Below are 14,044 nucleotides of genomic sequence, written 5' to 3'. Positions count from 1 at the left end.
CGCCTTAAGCCGTGGCGCCTGGAAAAATCTCGAAGCCTGTATCGACGATGGTTTTCGTTTGCGGCCGCTCCGGCGTTTCAAAGGCCTTTTCCACTGATGTGCGTCCAATCAGGAACCGGTTGGAGCGCACGGTTGCAAGGGGCTGGGGCAGTTCGCGGCCAATATCCAGGCCATTGAAGCCAAAAATGGCGAGATCATCGGGCATGCGCACGCCGGCACCAAGGCACTGAAAGACTCCCCCGACCGCCATGTCGTCGTTGGAATAGATGATCACATCGAGCTTCACCGGCTCGGCGAAAAGACGTGCCGTCATCTCCCGGCCGACACCGACGGAACTCGGCGCATCGGCGATCGCGTGGGCGGAAATTCGTAATCCCGCGTCGCGCAATGCGTCACAAATCCCGTCGTAGCGCAGCCTGGCCCGCCTGTCGGCGTCCCAGTCATGACCGACATATCCGAACTGGCGGTATCCGCGCTCGATGAGGTATTGGCCGGTTGCGTAGCCGGCACGCCGATGCGACATGCCGACGGCGATGTCGATCGGCGTCGAATCGATGTCCATCATCTCGACAATGCGGATGCCGCTTTCAGAAAGCATGCGCTGGGTTGCTGGGGTATGATCGAAGCCGGCAATCAGGATGGCTGCGGGCTTCCATGACAGCAGTCCGCGAACGATCGTTTCCTCCAGATCAATGTCGTAGCCCGTCATGCTGATGACGGGCTGATAGTCGCTGGCGCGCAAAGCGGCATGGACGCCTTGCAGAACTTCGGGAAAGACGATGTTGGACAGTGAGGGAACGACGACGCCTACCAGATGGGAATCGAGCGAGGCAAGTGAACCGGCAATCCGGTTGGGGACATAACCCGTCGCCCGAACGGCCTCCATCACCCGCCGGCGCGTTTCCTCTGCGACCGGCCCCTTGTTGCGCATGATCCGCGAGACCGTCGATTCGCCCACGCCGGCGCGAAGGGCGATGTCCCTGACGGTCACCTTGCTTTTCCTTGCCGGCAGACGCTGTTTTTGCTGCATTACGTCCTCCTGCTTCAGCCCGCAGGCGGCATCATCTCCAGACATTCACCGGCCCACACATCAAGGGCCGGCTCAACGAGACCCACACGATCGTTGCCGCAGCGCTTGTACTCAGCGGCTTGCAAACGCATCAAGCCAGCTAAGGCCTGCCACAGTCTTGCCTGCAGGACGATACTCGCAGCCCACGAAGCCTTTATAGCCAAGAACATCCAGCTCTGTGAGAAGACGGAAATCGTCAAGCTCGCCGGTTGCGGGCTCGTTGCGCAGCGGCACCGAAGCAATCTGTACGTGGCCGATGAGCGGCATCAGCCGCCGCAGTCCCGTGAGCACGTCGCCGTGAATGATCTGACGATGATAGATGTCGAATTGCAGCTTCAGGTTTGGCCTCTTCAATGCACTGATAATGTCGGCGGCAAAGTCGAAGTTGTTGAGAAAATATCCCGGCATGTCGCGTGGGTTGATCGGCTCGATGACGATGTCGATGCCGCATTCGCCTGCCCGATCGCAGGCGAATGCCAGAGAGTCTCGGTAAACCGCAATCGCGGCCGGATCCCTGCGCGAGGCCAGACCGCTCATGACATGCAGCGTGCGGGCGCCTGCGCTTCGGGCGTATCGCAAGGCGGTATCCACCGAGGTTCGAAATTCGCTCTGCCGGCCATCGAGCGCAGCAAGGCCGCGTTCGCCGGCCTGCCAGTTTCCCGGCGGCAAATTGAAGAGGGCGACTGTCAGTCCGTTTTCCCGCAGGCGCTCGCCGATGACCTCCGGCGGGTGGTCATAGGGAAACAGGAACTCGACGGCGGAAAAGCCGACCATTGCGGCTGCCGCAAACCGTTCCAAAAATGCCACCTCGTTGAACATCATCGTAAGATTTGCGGCAAATTGCGGCATCACGCAGCCTCCGGCTGGCCGGGAAGCTCAATGCCCGTCACCTTTGCGATCAGCCTTGCGACGGAGGCATCATCGTCCCGGCCCATGCCGGCTGCAGCCGTCATGATGAACATCTGAAGTGCCGTGGACGTGATCGGCAGCGGAAACGTCATCCCGCGCCCAAGGTCTGACACGATGCCAAGGTCCTTCGTGAAAATATCGACGGCGCTCTGGGGGGAATAATCACCGTGAAGGATGTGTGGAACGCGGTTTTCGAACATCCAGGAATTTCCCGCCGACGCTGTGATGACCTCATAGACCTTGTCGATATCAAGGCCGAGCGCCTTGGCAAAGGTGATCGCTTCACAGGCGGCGGCGATATGAACGCCGGCAAGGAGCTGGTTGACGATCTTGAAGGATGATCCGATGCCGGCCCGGTCACCGAGTTCGTAGACCGTCATGGCGATCGCATCGAGCACGGGGCGCACATGGTTGAAAGCTTCGGGTGGTCCCGATGCCATTATCGTGAGTTCCCCATCAGCGGCGCGCTTTGCGCCGCCGCTGATGGGCCCGTCAATATAGTTCAGCCCAAGCGCGCCAGCGCGCTGCGCCAGTTCTTCGGCCATCTGCGGTGGCATCGTTGCAAAGGAAAGGATCGTGCCGCCCTTCGACATGCTCTGCGCTGCACCGCCCTTGCCAAATAGAACCTGTTCTGTCTGGGCGCCATTGACGACCACGGTCACGACGACATCGGCGCCGGCAGCTGCTTCGGCCGGACTTACAGCCCCTTTGCCGCCTGCCGCGACGAAGCGTGCGGTCGTCTCGGCGCTGATGTCGTAGCCGCAGGTCTTAAAGCCTTTTTTCAGCAGTGATGTCGCGACGCCAAAGCCCATCGATCCGAGACCGATGACGCAGACCCTCAGGTTAACCGCTTCGCTCATGTTCGAAATCCATTGTTGCATCCATTCGGCGCGGAATTGGCTTGAATTGTGACCCGCGAAAAACTAATGACAGCGCTGCCACTCTATGGTTAGCTTATCGACGGAATGGATTGCAAGTTCTATTTCTCATCGGGGAGTTTGACACTTCGTCAGACGGGCATTCAACGCAAACAGGCAGGAGAAATGATGTGTTAATCGGTGCAGTAGCCGACGACATCACCGGAGCAACCGATCTTTGCCTCATGCTGTCGCGTGAAGGCATGAAGACCCTGCAAGTGATCGGCGTGCCGGAGGAGGGGGCTGATTTTGGCGATGCGGATGCGGTGGTCGTCGCACTCAAATCGAGAACGATCCCTGCAGAAGAAGCCGTCAGGGCATCGAGGGCGGCGGCCGGCAAGCTGCTTGCCGCCGGCGCAGAGCAGCTGCTGTTCAAATATTGCTCGACGTTCGATTCCACCGATGACGGCAATATCGGGCCGGTCGCCGACGCGCTTCAGGATCTGACGGGAGGCGAACTGACGATTGCCTGTCCATCCTTTCCTGCAGCCGGCCGCACCGTCTATAAGGGGCATCTTTTTGTCGGCGATCGGCTCCTGTCGGAAAGTTCTCTGAAGGACCATCCCTTAACGCCGATGCACGATCCCGATCTCGTGCGCGTCCTGCAACGGCAGACAAGACGGCCGGTCGGTCTTATCGATTGGCCGGTGATCGCCAGGGGCGAAGACGCCATCCGGGCGGCTTTTGCGCAGCAGCAGGCGGCAGGAAAGCGCATCCTCGTTGTCGATACGTTGTCGGATGCCGATCTGCACGCTATCGGGGCGGCCTGCGACGGCATGAAGCTTGTCACCGGCGGCTCCGGCATTGCCATGGGGTTGCCCGAAAATTTCAGGAAACGCAATAAATTGCCGGTCCGCAAAGCCATGACCCGCATGATGGCGCCGGTAGGGCGCCGGGTCGTCCTTGCCGGATCTTGCTCGGCTGCAACCCGTGTCCAGATCGAGGTTGCCCGCAATGACGCTTCAGCGCTTCTGAGGCTTGATATTTCGGCGGTTGCCGATGGAAGCCAGAGCGCGGCTGAAATCGCAGACTGGGTGATTTCGCAAGACAAGGACCGTCTGCCGCTCGTTTATTCCAGCGCCAGTCCGCAGGAGCTTCAAAGCATCCAGGCGGCTATGGGACGGCACGAGTCCGGAGCGCTTGTCGAACAGACGCTGGCCGAGGTTGCCGAGCGACTGAAGCAGAAGGGTTTTACCCGTTTTCTCATTGCCGGCGGAGAAACTTCAGGCGCGGTGATCAATGCGCTCGGCGTCAAGACGCTTTCGATCGGCCCTGAAATCGATCCAGGCGTGCCATGGACCCGCAGCCTAAGCGGTCCGGACATTGTGCTGGCTTTGAAATCCGGCAATTTCGGCGCTCCGGATTTCTTCCTGAAAGCCTGGGCGCAGCTTGATCCGGAGGGGTCGGATGCACGAGATTAACCGCCTGCGTGAAGAGATATGCCGTACGGGGCAGTCGCTGTTCGAGCGCGGGCTGACCTCCGGCTCGACCGGCAATATTTCGGTTCGTCTTTCCGACGGCGGTTGGCTGATGACCCCGACCAATGCCTCGATGGGGTCTCTTGACCCGGCCCGCCTTTCCCTCTTCGACGCCTCGGGCAAACTCGTGTCCGGCGACGCGCCGACCAAGGAAGCATTTCTGCATTTTTCGATGTATGGCGAGCGCGGTGATGCCGGCGCCGTCGTCCACCTCCATTCGAGCCATGCAACAGCCGTCAGCATTTTGCGCGATATCGATCCTGAGGATGTCCTGCCGCCCTTGACCGCCTATTACGTCATGCGTGTCGGACGCTTGCCGCTTGTCCCCTATTTCGCGCCTGGGGACATGGCGCTTGCAGACGCGGTGCGGTCGCTGGCCGGGCGTCATCACGCGATGCTACTTGCCAATCATGGGCCGGTCGTCGCCGGGACGACGCTTGCAAGCGCCCAGTTCGCCGCCGAGGAGCTTGAAGAGACTGCAAAGCTTTTTCTCATGCTGCAGCATCACGCCAAAAGGATGCTGACCGCCGAACAGGTCGATGACTTGCGCAAACGCTTCAACCTTCCTTAGGCCGCGTCGGCGGCGCAACTTCAATACGATTGGACGGGAGAGAAAAAATGGCTGAAATCGAGGAAAGAGTCGGATTTGTCGGTGTTGGACTGATGGGACACGGCATTGCGAGGAACATCGTCGAAAAAGGCTTCCCGCTGACGGTGATCGCGCACCGCAATCGTAAACCGGTCGAAGACCTGCTCGGCCGCGGCGCCCGCGAGGCCCATTCGCTTGCGGAGCTTGCAAAAAATTCGAGCATGATCTTTCTGTGCCTCACAAGCTCGAAGGAAGTGTCCTCCGTTATCGAGGAAATGCGGCCGGCCCTTGCCCCGGAAACGGTGATTGTCGACTGCTCGACCGGGGATCCAACGGTGACAATTCGTCTTGCTGAAACGCTTGCGGCGCAGAAAGTCTATTTTGCCGACGCACCCCTTAGCCGGACGCCGAAGGAGGCGTGGGAGGGCACCTTGGACTGCATGGTGGGTGCCGATGATGCGACATTCCAGCGGATCCAGCCGGTGATATCGACCTGGGCGGCGAAGATCGTCCATATCGGCGGGGTGGCCGACGGTCATCGCATGAAGCTGCTCAACAATTTCATTTCTTTGGGCATGGGAGCTCTCTTTGCCGAGGCTCTGGCACTCTCCCGGAAGGTCGGAATTTCCGTGGAACGCTTCGACAGTGTCATCCGGGGCGGGCGCATGGACAGCGGATTTTACCAGACCTTCATGGGTTATGCTCTGGAAGGTAACCGAAATGCGCATCGCTTCACGCTTTCGAATGCGTATAAGGATCTGAAATATCTGGAATCCATGGCAAATGACGCGACGGTTGCCACGCCGCTTGCAAGTGCGGTGAAGAACTCCTATGCCGCGGCAGTTGCAGGCGGCGGCAACGGTCCGGAGGACTACGTGCCGCATCTTGCAGACTTCGTTGCCCGGAAAAACAATGTCGGTTGACCGCAGATCAAAGCAAGCGGCGGTGTGAAAGCAGTTTCAGCAGCTTCTAATCGATATTATCTTAGCAGGTAAGTTGACGCTTCGCGCGAAATCAACTTCTATCCGCCACCGCTTTTTGGGGAGGTCGAGGGATGCGTGTCGTTACAAGGGTTGCCGAACTGCGCGAGCACATCGCGGCGATCAAGAATGAAGGCCGGACCCTTGGGTTCGTCCCGACGATGGGATACCTTCACGCCGGGCATATGGAACTGGTTGGGCGTGCATGCAGTGGCAACGATGCCGTCGTCGTCTCCATTTTCGTCAATCCGCTGCAGTTCGGAAGGAACGAAGATCTTACGCGCTATCCAAGAGACCTCGAAAGGGACAGCGCCATGCTGTCTGATGCCGGCGTCGATATCCTTTTTTCCCCAAGCGTTCAGGAGATGTATCCGCAGCCGATGCAGACGATCGTGGACGTGCCGGCGCTTGGTAGCGAGTTGGAGGGTGCCGTGCGGCCCGGACATTTTGCCGGCGTTGCGACCGTCGTGACCAAGCTTTTCAATATCGTTCAGCCGCATGCGGCCTATTTTGGCAAAAAGGACTACCAGCAGGTCGTCATCATCAAACGGATGGTCGAGGATCTTGCCCTGCCGGTCCGCATTGTCGCCGTCGAAACTGTCCGGGAGGCCGACGGACTGGCGTTTTCATCGCGAAACAGTTACCTGACGGCGGACGAACGTGCCGCTGCGGTGATCGTTCCAAAGGCACTGGACGAAGCCGAACGACTTTACCGCGACGGGATTGAGGAGCCGCAGGCTCTGGAGGCGGCATTGGCCGCGTTCATTGCACGCGAGCCGCTCGCCGAGGCTGAAGTCGTTGCCGTTCGCGATCCGCAGACCCTGACAAGGCTTGAAACCTTGCGCGATCGGCAAGCCCTTGTCGCCCTCTTCGTACGGATCGGTTCGACCAGGCTTCTTGACAACAGGATCATCGGCCACCGGAGCCAAATCCAGTCGAGGGCTGCGTGATGAGCAAGCCTTCCAGTCAAAAGCGGCTGACACCATTTCGCATCCAGTCCATGAAGGGCTCAACGCCGATCGTTTGCCTGACCGCTTATACGACACCAATGGCGCGCGCCCTTGACGCCCATTGCGATCTGCTTTTGGTCGGCGATTCCGTCGGCATGGTGCTCTACGGCCTGCCGAGCACGACTTCGGTTACGCTCGACATGATGATCGCCCATGGTCAGGCGGTCATGCGCGGAGTCTCGCGGGCCTGCGTCATCGTCGATCTGCCCTTCGGCAGCTATCAGGAATCGAAGGAACAGGCTTTTCGCAGTGCCGTGCGGATCATGCAGGAAACCGGCTGCGACGGCGTCAAGCTGGAGGGCGGCGAGGAGATGGTCGAGACCATCGCCTTTTTGACCGCGCGCGGCGTGCCGGTATGCGGACATATCGGACTGATGCCGCAACAGGTGCACACCGCCGGCGGTTACCGCTCGCTCGGCCACAACGAAAGCGAGATCGCCAGGGTCAGGCGCGATGCCCGAGCAGTCGGCGGATCCGGCGCTTTTGCAGTCGTCATCGAGGGAATGGTGGAGCCCCTGGCGCGCGAGGTGACCGCCTCGATCCACGCCGCGACGATCGGCATCGGCGCTTCGCCGGCCTGCGACGGCCAGATCCTGGTTGCCGAGGACATGTTGGGCGTGTTCATCGATTTCAAGCCCAAATTTGTCAAACGCTATGCCGATCTTGCACAGACAATCGAGGAGGCGGCAAGCACCTATGCTGACGATGTCCGGAATCGACGCTTCCCGGCCAAGGAACACACCTTCGACTTACGACCTCCACCGCCTTGATCCGCGGGTTCTGCAAGCCATGTTCCAATAAGCTCGCCTCCGCCAAGTCGTCGACGCCGGGTCGGCCGACCTTTCTTGGCATGCACCGGAAGACATTTATCAGCAGCGCTGTCGATTTTGGCGGCCGTCAATCGTCCTTGAACAGTCGAGCGCTCCAGTTCCGGAATGACGGCCGGCGCCTCGCGTTCAAAGCCTGGGAGAGACGGCACATGGCTCCTCTCTCACGATCAGATCGAAGGAGGATATTATGGCTGATCATCAGCACCTGACACCCGCAATCGAACTCGCCCGCAGAAACGGTGCCCGATTTCCGAACGAGAGTGAAGACTATCGGCGTGCGCGCGATGCGCTGCTTGCCGAAGAGATCGAGCTGCGGCGCCACATAGAACGCGTCGCCGAGCAACGGCGCGCTCTTCCGCCTGGAGGCGAAGTGACGAAGGAATACAGGTTCGAGGGAAGTACCGGTTTCGTGTCATTGAAAGACCTGATCGCCGACAAGGATACGCTGATTGTCTATAGCTACATGTTCGGTCCCGAACGCGAACGTCCTTGTCCTATGTGCACATCCTTATTGTCCGCCTGGGACGGGGAAGTTTCCGACATGCAGCAGCGCGTAGCGCTCGCAGTCGTTGCCCGTTCACCCCTCGAAAGACTGCTGTCGTTCAAGATGGAGCGCGGTTGGCGCTATCTGCCGCTTTATTCGGACATTGATGGCGACTATAGCCGGGACTATCGCGCGCTCGGTGAGGGCGGCAGCGATGATGCGGCGTTTAACGTCTTCACGCGACGCGACGGTACGATCCGGCATTTCTGGAGTGAGGAAATGGGATCGGCAACAGCCGACCCGGGACAGGATCCGCGCGGTGCGCCCGACCTTATGCCTCTCTGGACGGTGCTCGATTGCACGCCGGAAGGACGGGCGCCGGACTGGTATCCGAAGCTTTCCTATTCGCCTTTGAGCATCTGAAGCGAATGTCGGTGGCGGACGTCGCGCAAGGCAAGGCGGCGCGGCGTCATATGTCGGCTTCGATCTTTGCTGCCAAGAAGTCTTTGGCGAGGCCGAAAAACTGCATGATTGGTCACAAATCACAGGAGAATTGTCAAAAAAGTATCAGTGAGAGGTCGATGGCGTAGTAGCGATTGCTGATGTCTGCGCGTAAAGTCCCTTCAGATGATGACCTCTGGGAGGAGGCACCGTTGCCGGAGAAATTCCGGTTGATGCGCGGGGAGGAAGGTTCCATGAATCCAGATTTGGAAGTGGTCGCGATCGGCAGCGGCGAATCCTTCAAGGCCTGGGAGCATGGTTATCCCTACCGTACGGTCCGCTGGCACTTCCATCCCGAATATGAAATCCACCATGTCGTCGCGACGACGGGACAGTACTTCGTCGGCGATTTCATCGGCGAATTCGAGCCCGACAACCTTGTGCTCACCGGACCGAACCTGCCGCACAATTGGGTGAGCGACGTGCCGCCGGGCACATGCCTTCCACTGCGCTGCCGGGTGCTTCAGTTCACCGAATCCTTCCTTGCAGATGCAAGTCGGATTTTTCCGGAACTCTCGGCTTGTGCCGGCATTTTGGAAATGAGCCGTCGAGGTGCGCTGTTCACACCCCAAACGGCATCGCTCGTCGGCCCGCTCCTTGGGGAGCTGGTCGAAGCCAAGGGAATTCGCCGCATTGAGCTTTTCATGAACGTGCTCGAGGCGCTGAGTTCTGCGCAGGGCACGCGCACGCTCGCAAGCGCGCTTTATCATCCGGATCCCTCGGGCTTCATGTCAGCCGGGGTGAACCAGGCGCTAGCCTTTATCAACACGCATCTGACCGAACCGTTCAGCGAAGGTGACCTTGCCGAGTTGACCGGGCAAAGCCCAAGTGCGTTTTCACGCAGCTTCCGTCGGCATACCGGCATGGCGCTCGTTCAATATGTAAACCGGCTGCGGATCAACTTCGCCTGCCATCTGCTGATGAGCGAAACCGCCATGTCGATAACCGACATCTGCTTTGCGGCCGGCTTCAACAATATCTCGAATTTCAATCGCCGTTTTCTGGATCAGAAGGGCATGGCGCCCTCGCGTTTCAGAATATTGCTGGCACAAAATGCAAGAGCGGTGGAGGCCGCCTAAAAAGGGAGGACCGGGGAGGAGAAAACGAACAACAAGGGCAAGGCGAACGGGCACACAAGTGGCCCGAACGGGATTGCTTGTCCGCAAATCAGCCTGAGAAGCGCCGGTCAAGAAGGCGCTTCGGACGGCCGGATCGCCCAAAGAGTGTCGAGTTCGAGCGAGCTTGACACTTCGTTGAAACAGTTACCATTTGGTACGGAGAAATTCCAATGACCCACTTCGCATGGAAATTGGCAGGCGCAGCAGCGCTCGCCGTCGGTCTTCTCAGCGGCACGTCCGCCTTTGCCCAGTCTGCAAAGGTAACCGATGCAACGGTTGCCTTTCTGATGCCCGACCAGAGCTCCACACGCTATGAGGAGCACGACTATCCGGGCTTTGAAGCGGAAATGAAAAAACTCTGCGCCGGTTGCAAGGTGATTTACCAAAACGCAAACGGCGACGCTTCGCGCCAGCAGCAGCAGTTCAACTCGGCGATCTCGCAGGGCGCCAAGGCGATCGTGCTCGACCCGGTCGATTCCACGGCTGCCGCATCGCTGGTCAAAATGGCGCAGAGCCAGGGCGTCAAGGTGATTGCCTATGACCGGCCGATTCCCTCTGCCGCTGCAGACTATTATGTCTCCTTCAACAATGAGGAAATCGGTAAGATGATCGCCAAATCGCTGGTCGATCATCTGAAGGAAAAGAACGTACAGGCTGGCGACGGCGGTCTTCTTGAGATCAACGGCTCGCCGACGGATGCTGCCGCAGGCCTCATCAAGAAGGGAATCCATGCCGGTCTCGCCGAAGGCGGCTATCCCATCCTTGCCGAATTCGATACGCCGGAATGGGCTCCGCCGAAGGCGCAGCAGTGGGCGAGCGGACAGATCACCCGTTTCGGCAAGAAGATCATCGGTGTTGTGGCCGCCAATGACGGCACGGGTGGTGCTGCCGTTGCAGCCTTCAAGGCTGCCGGCATCGATCCTGTGCCGCCGGTCACCGGCAACGATGCGACGATCGCTGGCCTGCAGCTCATCATCGCAGGCGATCAGTACAACACCATCTCCAAGCCAAGCGAGATCGTGGCCGCGGCTGCGGCGAATGTCGCCATCCAGCTGCTGTCGGGCGAAACCCCGAAGGCTGATACCACGCTCTTCGACACGCCGACGCAACTCTTTACGCCGGCGCTCGTTACCGCCGAAAACCTGAAGGCCGAGATCATCGACAAAACAGTCAATGGCAAGCCGATCCAGACCCCGGAGCAGCTCTGCACGGATCGCTACGCCGAAGGCTGCAAGAAGCTCGGCATCGGCAGCTGATCTGTCCTCCCGGAAGTCCCTTCGACCGCTCTTGCGAGCGGCCGAAGGGCCTGAAATTCATGATGAAAGGCTCGCGACAGATGACTGACGCTTCCAACCAAGCAGCCCCGGCCGGCGAAGTGGTGCTCAGCCTAAAAGGTATCTCGAAACATTTCGGTGCCGTCTCGGCGCTCACCGATATCGATCTTGACGTTCACGCAGGCGAAGTCGTGGCGCTCGTCGGGGACAACGGCGCTGGCAAATCGACGCTCGTGAAGATCCTCGCCGGCGTCCACCAGCCGAGTTCGGGCGAGATCACTTTCGGCGGCAGCAAGGTGACGTTGGCCGACCCGAGTGCGGCCCTCTCCTTGGGGATTGCAACCGTGTTTCAGGACCTTGCGCTTTGCGAGAACCTTGATGTCGTTGCCAACATCTTCCTCGGCCGGGAGCTCAGCCCGTTAAAGCTTGACGAGACCGCGATGGAGGTTCGTGCCTGGACGCTGTTGAACGAGCTTTCGGCCCGCATTCCAAGTGTCCGCATTCCGATCGCATCGCTGTCGGGTGGACAGCGACAGACGGTGGCGATTGCAAGGTCCCTGCTTCTGGAGCCGAAGCTCATCCTGCTCGACGAACCGACGGCCGCCCTTGGCGTTGCCCAGACGGCAGAGGTGCTGAACCTAATCGAGCGGGTGCGCGACCGCGGCCTCGGGGTTGTAATGATCAGCCATAATATGGAGGACGTGCGTGCAGTAGCCGATCGCATCGTCGTCTTGAGGCTCGGGCGGAACAACGGAGTTTTCTATCCCGATGCGTCCAACCAGGAACTCGTCACCGCCATTACCGGGGCAAGCGAAAATGCAGTCTCGCGCCGCGCCGGCCGGCGTCAGGCGCAGCAGGATATGAGGCAGGAGGGGCAGATATGACCAGCGATGTGAAACAAACAGCGACGCTTCTGGATCGCGGTGATGTTCGCGTCAGCCACGATGCGGGCATTGGCGCGACGATCCGCTCTTCGATCGATAAGGTGCGCTCGGGCGATCTCGGCTCGCTTCCCGTGGTCGTCGGCCTGGTGATCATCTGGACAGTCTTCGGCACCCTCAACCCGACATTTCTTTCAAGCAACAACCTTGCAAACTTGCTTTTCGACGCCTCAACGGTCGGGGTGATTTCGCTTGGAATCGTTTGCGTGCTGATGGTCGGCGAGATCGACCTGTCCGTTGGTTCAATCAGTGGCTTTGCTTCCGCCATGGTCGGCATGCTGTGGGTCAATCAGGGTTGGCCCGTGGCGGTTGCGATCATTGCCGCCGTCCTTGTCGGCGGATTGATCGGCTCGCTCTATGCTCTGCTTTTCAATCGCCTTGGAATGCCAAGTTTCGTTTCGACGCTTGCCGGCCTGCTGGCGGTGCTCGGAATGCAGCTCTATCTGCTCGGCGCAACAGGCTCGATCAACCTGCCTTACGGCTCGTCTTTGGTGAATTTCGGGCAGCTGCTCGTCATTCCGCGTCCACTCGCATACTTGTGTGCGCTGCTGCCGGGCGTCGTGATGCTGATTTCAGGCTATCGGGCTGCGCAACGCCGCAGACAAGCCAATCTCTCGTCGCGCTCAATCGGTGCTCTCGTCGTGCGTGTCGCTGCAATCACGATCCTTCTCGAATTCGTCGTCTTTTATCTCAATCAGGATCGCGGCATCCCGTGGATGTTCGCGCTCTTCGTCGCGCTTGCGATCGTGATGAACTACGCGCTCACCCGGACTCAATGGGGCCGCTCGATGGCGGCCGTCGGCGGCAATCGCGAGGCGGCACGCCGTGCAGGCATCAATGTTCGGCTCATCTACACCAGCGCCTTCGTTCTCTGCGCCATGTTTGCCGCACTCGGCGGCGTGCTTGCGGCGGCACGTCTGGCATCGGCAAGCCAGCAGGCCGGGACGGGCGACGTCAACCTGAATGCGATCGCAGCAGCCGTCATCGGCGGAACAAGCCTCTTCGGTGGCCGCGGCAGCGCTTACTCGGCACTTCTCGGCATCATCGTTATCCAGTCGATCGCAAGCGGTCTGACGATGCTCGATCTGTCTTCGGCCCTTCGCTACATGATCACCGGCGCAGTTCTTGCCATCGCAGTCATCGTCGACTCGCTGGCACGCCGGTCGAGAGTCTCGCACGGCCGCGCCTGATACAACTACGAAAGCAAGGATTGATATGGGACAGGAACTTTCTGGAAAGGTCGCAGCGATTACCGGGGCTGCCTCGGGGATCGGTCTTGAATGCGCCAAGTCTTTATTGCGGGAGGGGGCGAGCGTCGCTCTCATCGACAAAGCCGAAGACTCACTGAGGAGCATATGCTCCGAGCTGGGTGCGAACGCTTTCCCTCTGGCTGCCGATCTAACCAATCCCGCCAGCGTCTCAATGATGATGCCGCAGATTTTGGAGCGGTTCGGAAAGCTCGATATCTTTCACGCCAATGCAGGCTCCTACATCGGCGGGCAGGTGGTGGACGGCGATCCTGATGCCTGGGACCGAATGCTGAACTTGAATATCAATGCGGCCTTCCGATCGGTTCAGGCGGTCTTGCCGCATATGGTGGAGAGAAAGACCGGCGACATCATCATGACCAGTTCGATCGCCGGCCTGGTTCCCGTGGTGTGGGAGCCGATCTATACTGCGTCCAAACATGCCGTGCAGGCCTTCGTCCATACGGTCAGGCGCCAGGTCATAAAGCATGGCATACGCGTCGGCGCGGTCGCACCCGGCCCGGTGGTGACGGCGCTGATCAGCGACTGGCCGAAAGAAAAACTCGATGAGACAATTGCCGCAGGAGGATTGATGGAAGCCAGGGAGGTCGCAGACGCCGTGCTCTTCATGCTGACGCGACCACGCAACGTGACGATCCGCGATCTCGTCATCTTGCCGCACAGCACGGACCTTTGA

The 14,044-nt window shown here is 59.6% G+C and carries 13 protein-coding genes and 1 pseudogene; 11 read left to right on the top strand and 3 right to left on the bottom strand.

The genetic code is table 11. The features are described 5' to 3' along the window. Positions 1-4: 4 nt before the first annotated feature. From RGR602_RS30575 to ltnD, 3 genes and pseudogenes are all read right to left on the bottom strand, one after another. Entirely contained in the window at positions 5-1,030 is a 1,026-nt protein-coding gene (locus RGR602_RS30575; protein ID WP_040115724.1) for a LacI family DNA-binding transcriptional regulator, read from the bottom strand. Positions 1,031-1,141: 111 nt separating this feature from the next. After that, positions 1,142-1,918 carry a 2-oxo-tetronate isomerase gene (gene otnI / locus RGR602_RS30570; protein ID WP_040115723.1) on the bottom strand — a complete coding sequence of 259 codons (777 nt, stop codon included), beginning with the start codon at positions 1,916-1,918 and terminating at the stop codon, positions 1,142-1,144. After that, positions 1,918-2,865 (bottom strand): annotated as a pseudogene (ltnD, locus tag RGR602_RS30565) (L-threonate dehydrogenase); the annotation flags it as partial. The gene otnI and the pseudogene ltnD, both read right to left, overlap by 1 nt. 161 nt (positions 2,866-3,026) lie before the next feature. Between ltnD and otnK the strand changes: the two are divergent. From otnK to RGR602_RS30510, 11 genes are all read left to right on the top strand, one after another. Next, positions 3,027-4,316 (top strand): 3-oxo-tetronate kinase, encoded by a 1,290-nt coding sequence (gene otnK, locus RGR602_RS30560; RefSeq protein ID WP_040115722.1) that lies wholly within the window; start codon positions 3,027-3,029, stop codon positions 4,314-4,316. Continuing rightward, positions 4,303-4,944, top strand: coding sequence for a 3-oxo-tetronate 4-phosphate decarboxylase (gene otnC / locus RGR602_RS30555; RefSeq protein WP_040115721.1), 642 nt, complete (start codon positions 4,303-4,305; stop codon positions 4,942-4,944). Before otnK ends, otnC begins: the two co-directional genes overlap by 14 nt. Positions 4,945-4,991: 47 nt before the next feature. After that, positions 4,992-5,885: an NAD(P)-dependent oxidoreductase gene (locus tag RGR602_RS30550; RefSeq protein ID WP_040115720.1), complete on the top strand. Its 894-nt coding sequence runs from the start codon at positions 4,992-4,994 to the stop codon at positions 5,883-5,885. A gap of 131 nt (positions 5,886-6,016) precedes the next feature. Further along, positions 6,017-6,892, top strand: coding sequence for a pantoate--beta-alanine ligase (gene panC / locus RGR602_RS30545; RefSeq protein ID WP_040115719.1), 876 nt, complete (start codon positions 6,017-6,019; stop codon positions 6,890-6,892). After that, the gene (gene panB, locus RGR602_RS30540) at positions 6,892-7,722 is read left to right on the top strand and encodes a 3-methyl-2-oxobutanoate hydroxymethyltransferase (RefSeq protein ID WP_040115718.1); all 831 of its coding nucleotides are present in this window, start codon (positions 6,892-6,894) and stop codon (positions 7,720-7,722) included. The genes panC and panB overlap by 1 nt, the downstream gene beginning before the upstream one ends. 247 nt (positions 7,723-7,969) lie before the next feature. Beyond that, entirely contained in the window at positions 7,970-8,689 is a 720-nt protein-coding gene (locus RGR602_RS30535) for a DUF899 family protein (RefSeq protein WP_040115717.1), read from the top strand. Positions 8,690-8,961: 272 nt separating this feature from the next. Then, the gene (locus RGR602_RS30530) at positions 8,962-9,846 is read left to right on the top strand and encodes an AraC family transcriptional regulator (RefSeq protein ID WP_040116620.1); all 885 of its coding nucleotides are present in this window, start codon (positions 8,962-8,964) and stop codon (positions 9,844-9,846) included. A 209-nt stretch (positions 9,847-10,055) separates the two neighbouring features. After that, positions 10,056-11,141 carry an ABC transporter substrate-binding protein gene (locus RGR602_RS30525; RefSeq protein WP_040115716.1) on the top strand — a complete coding sequence of 362 codons (1,086 nt, stop codon included), beginning with the start codon at positions 10,056-10,058 and terminating at the stop codon, positions 11,139-11,141. Between the two features lie 80 nt (positions 11,142-11,221). Then, the gene (locus RGR602_RS30520) at positions 11,222-12,043 is read left to right on the top strand and encodes an ATP-binding cassette domain-containing protein (RefSeq protein WP_040116619.1); all 822 of its coding nucleotides are present in this window, start codon (positions 11,222-11,224) and stop codon (positions 12,041-12,043) included. Beyond that, positions 12,040-13,290 carry a sugar ABC transporter permease gene (locus RGR602_RS30515; protein ID WP_040115715.1) on the top strand — a complete coding sequence of 417 codons (1,251 nt, stop codon included), beginning with the start codon at positions 12,040-12,042 and terminating at the stop codon, positions 13,288-13,290. The genes RGR602_RS30520 and RGR602_RS30515 overlap by 4 nt, the downstream gene beginning before the upstream one ends. Before the next feature lie 25 nt (positions 13,291-13,315). Further along, positions 13,316-14,044, top strand: a complete 729-nt coding sequence (locus RGR602_RS30510) for an SDR family oxidoreductase (protein ID WP_040115714.1) — start codon at positions 13,316-13,318, stop codon at positions 14,042-14,044.

This window comes from Rhizobium gallicum bv. gallicum R602sp, assembly GCF_000816845.1.
GTDB classification, from domain to species: domain Bacteria; phylum Pseudomonadota; class Alphaproteobacteria; order Rhizobiales; family Rhizobiaceae; genus Rhizobium; species Rhizobium gallicum.
Note: the sequence above shows the minus strand (reverse complement) of the source record. Positions and strands in the feature narration are given on the sequence as shown.

Excerpts from the sequence above, each read along its gene's own strand:
- RGR602_RS30575 (WP_040115724.1), bottom strand. The coding sequence starts at position 1,030 with ATGCAGCAAAAACAGCGTCTGCCGGCAAGGAAAAGCAAGGTGACCGTC.
- otnI (WP_040115723.1), bottom strand. The coding sequence starts at position 1,918 with ATGCCGCAATTTGCCGCAAATCTTACGATGATGTTCAACGAGGTGGCA.
- otnC (WP_040115721.1), top strand. The coding sequence starts at position 4,303 with ATGCACGAGATTAACCGCCTGCGTGAAGAGATATGCCGTACGGGGCAG.
- RGR602_RS30550 (WP_040115720.1), top strand. The coding sequence starts at position 4,992 with ATGGCTGAAATCGAGGAAAGAGTCGGATTTGTCGGTGTTGGACTGATG.
- panC (WP_040115719.1), top strand. The coding sequence starts at position 6,017 with ATGCGTGTCGTTACAAGGGTTGCCGAACTGCGCGAGCACATCGCGGCG.
- panB (WP_040115718.1), top strand. The coding sequence starts at position 6,892 with ATGAGCAAGCCTTCCAGTCAAAAGCGGCTGACACCATTTCGCATCCAG.
- RGR602_RS30535 (WP_040115717.1), top strand. The coding sequence starts at position 7,970 with ATGGCTGATCATCAGCACCTGACACCCGCAATCGAACTCGCCCGCAGA.
- RGR602_RS30530 (WP_040116620.1), top strand. The coding sequence starts at position 8,962 with ATGAATCCAGATTTGGAAGTGGTCGCGATCGGCAGCGGCGAATCCTTC.
- RGR602_RS30525 (WP_040115716.1), top strand. The coding sequence starts at position 10,056 with ATGACCCACTTCGCATGGAAATTGGCAGGCGCAGCAGCGCTCGCCGTC.
- RGR602_RS30520 (WP_040116619.1), top strand. The coding sequence starts at position 11,222 with ATGACTGACGCTTCCAACCAAGCAGCCCCGGCCGGCGAAGTGGTGCTC.
- RGR602_RS30515 (WP_040115715.1), top strand. The coding sequence starts at position 12,040 with ATGACCAGCGATGTGAAACAAACAGCGACGCTTCTGGATCGCGGTGAT.
- RGR602_RS30510 (WP_040115714.1), top strand. The coding sequence starts at position 13,316 with ATGGGACAGGAACTTTCTGGAAAGGTCGCAGCGATTACCGGGGCTGCC.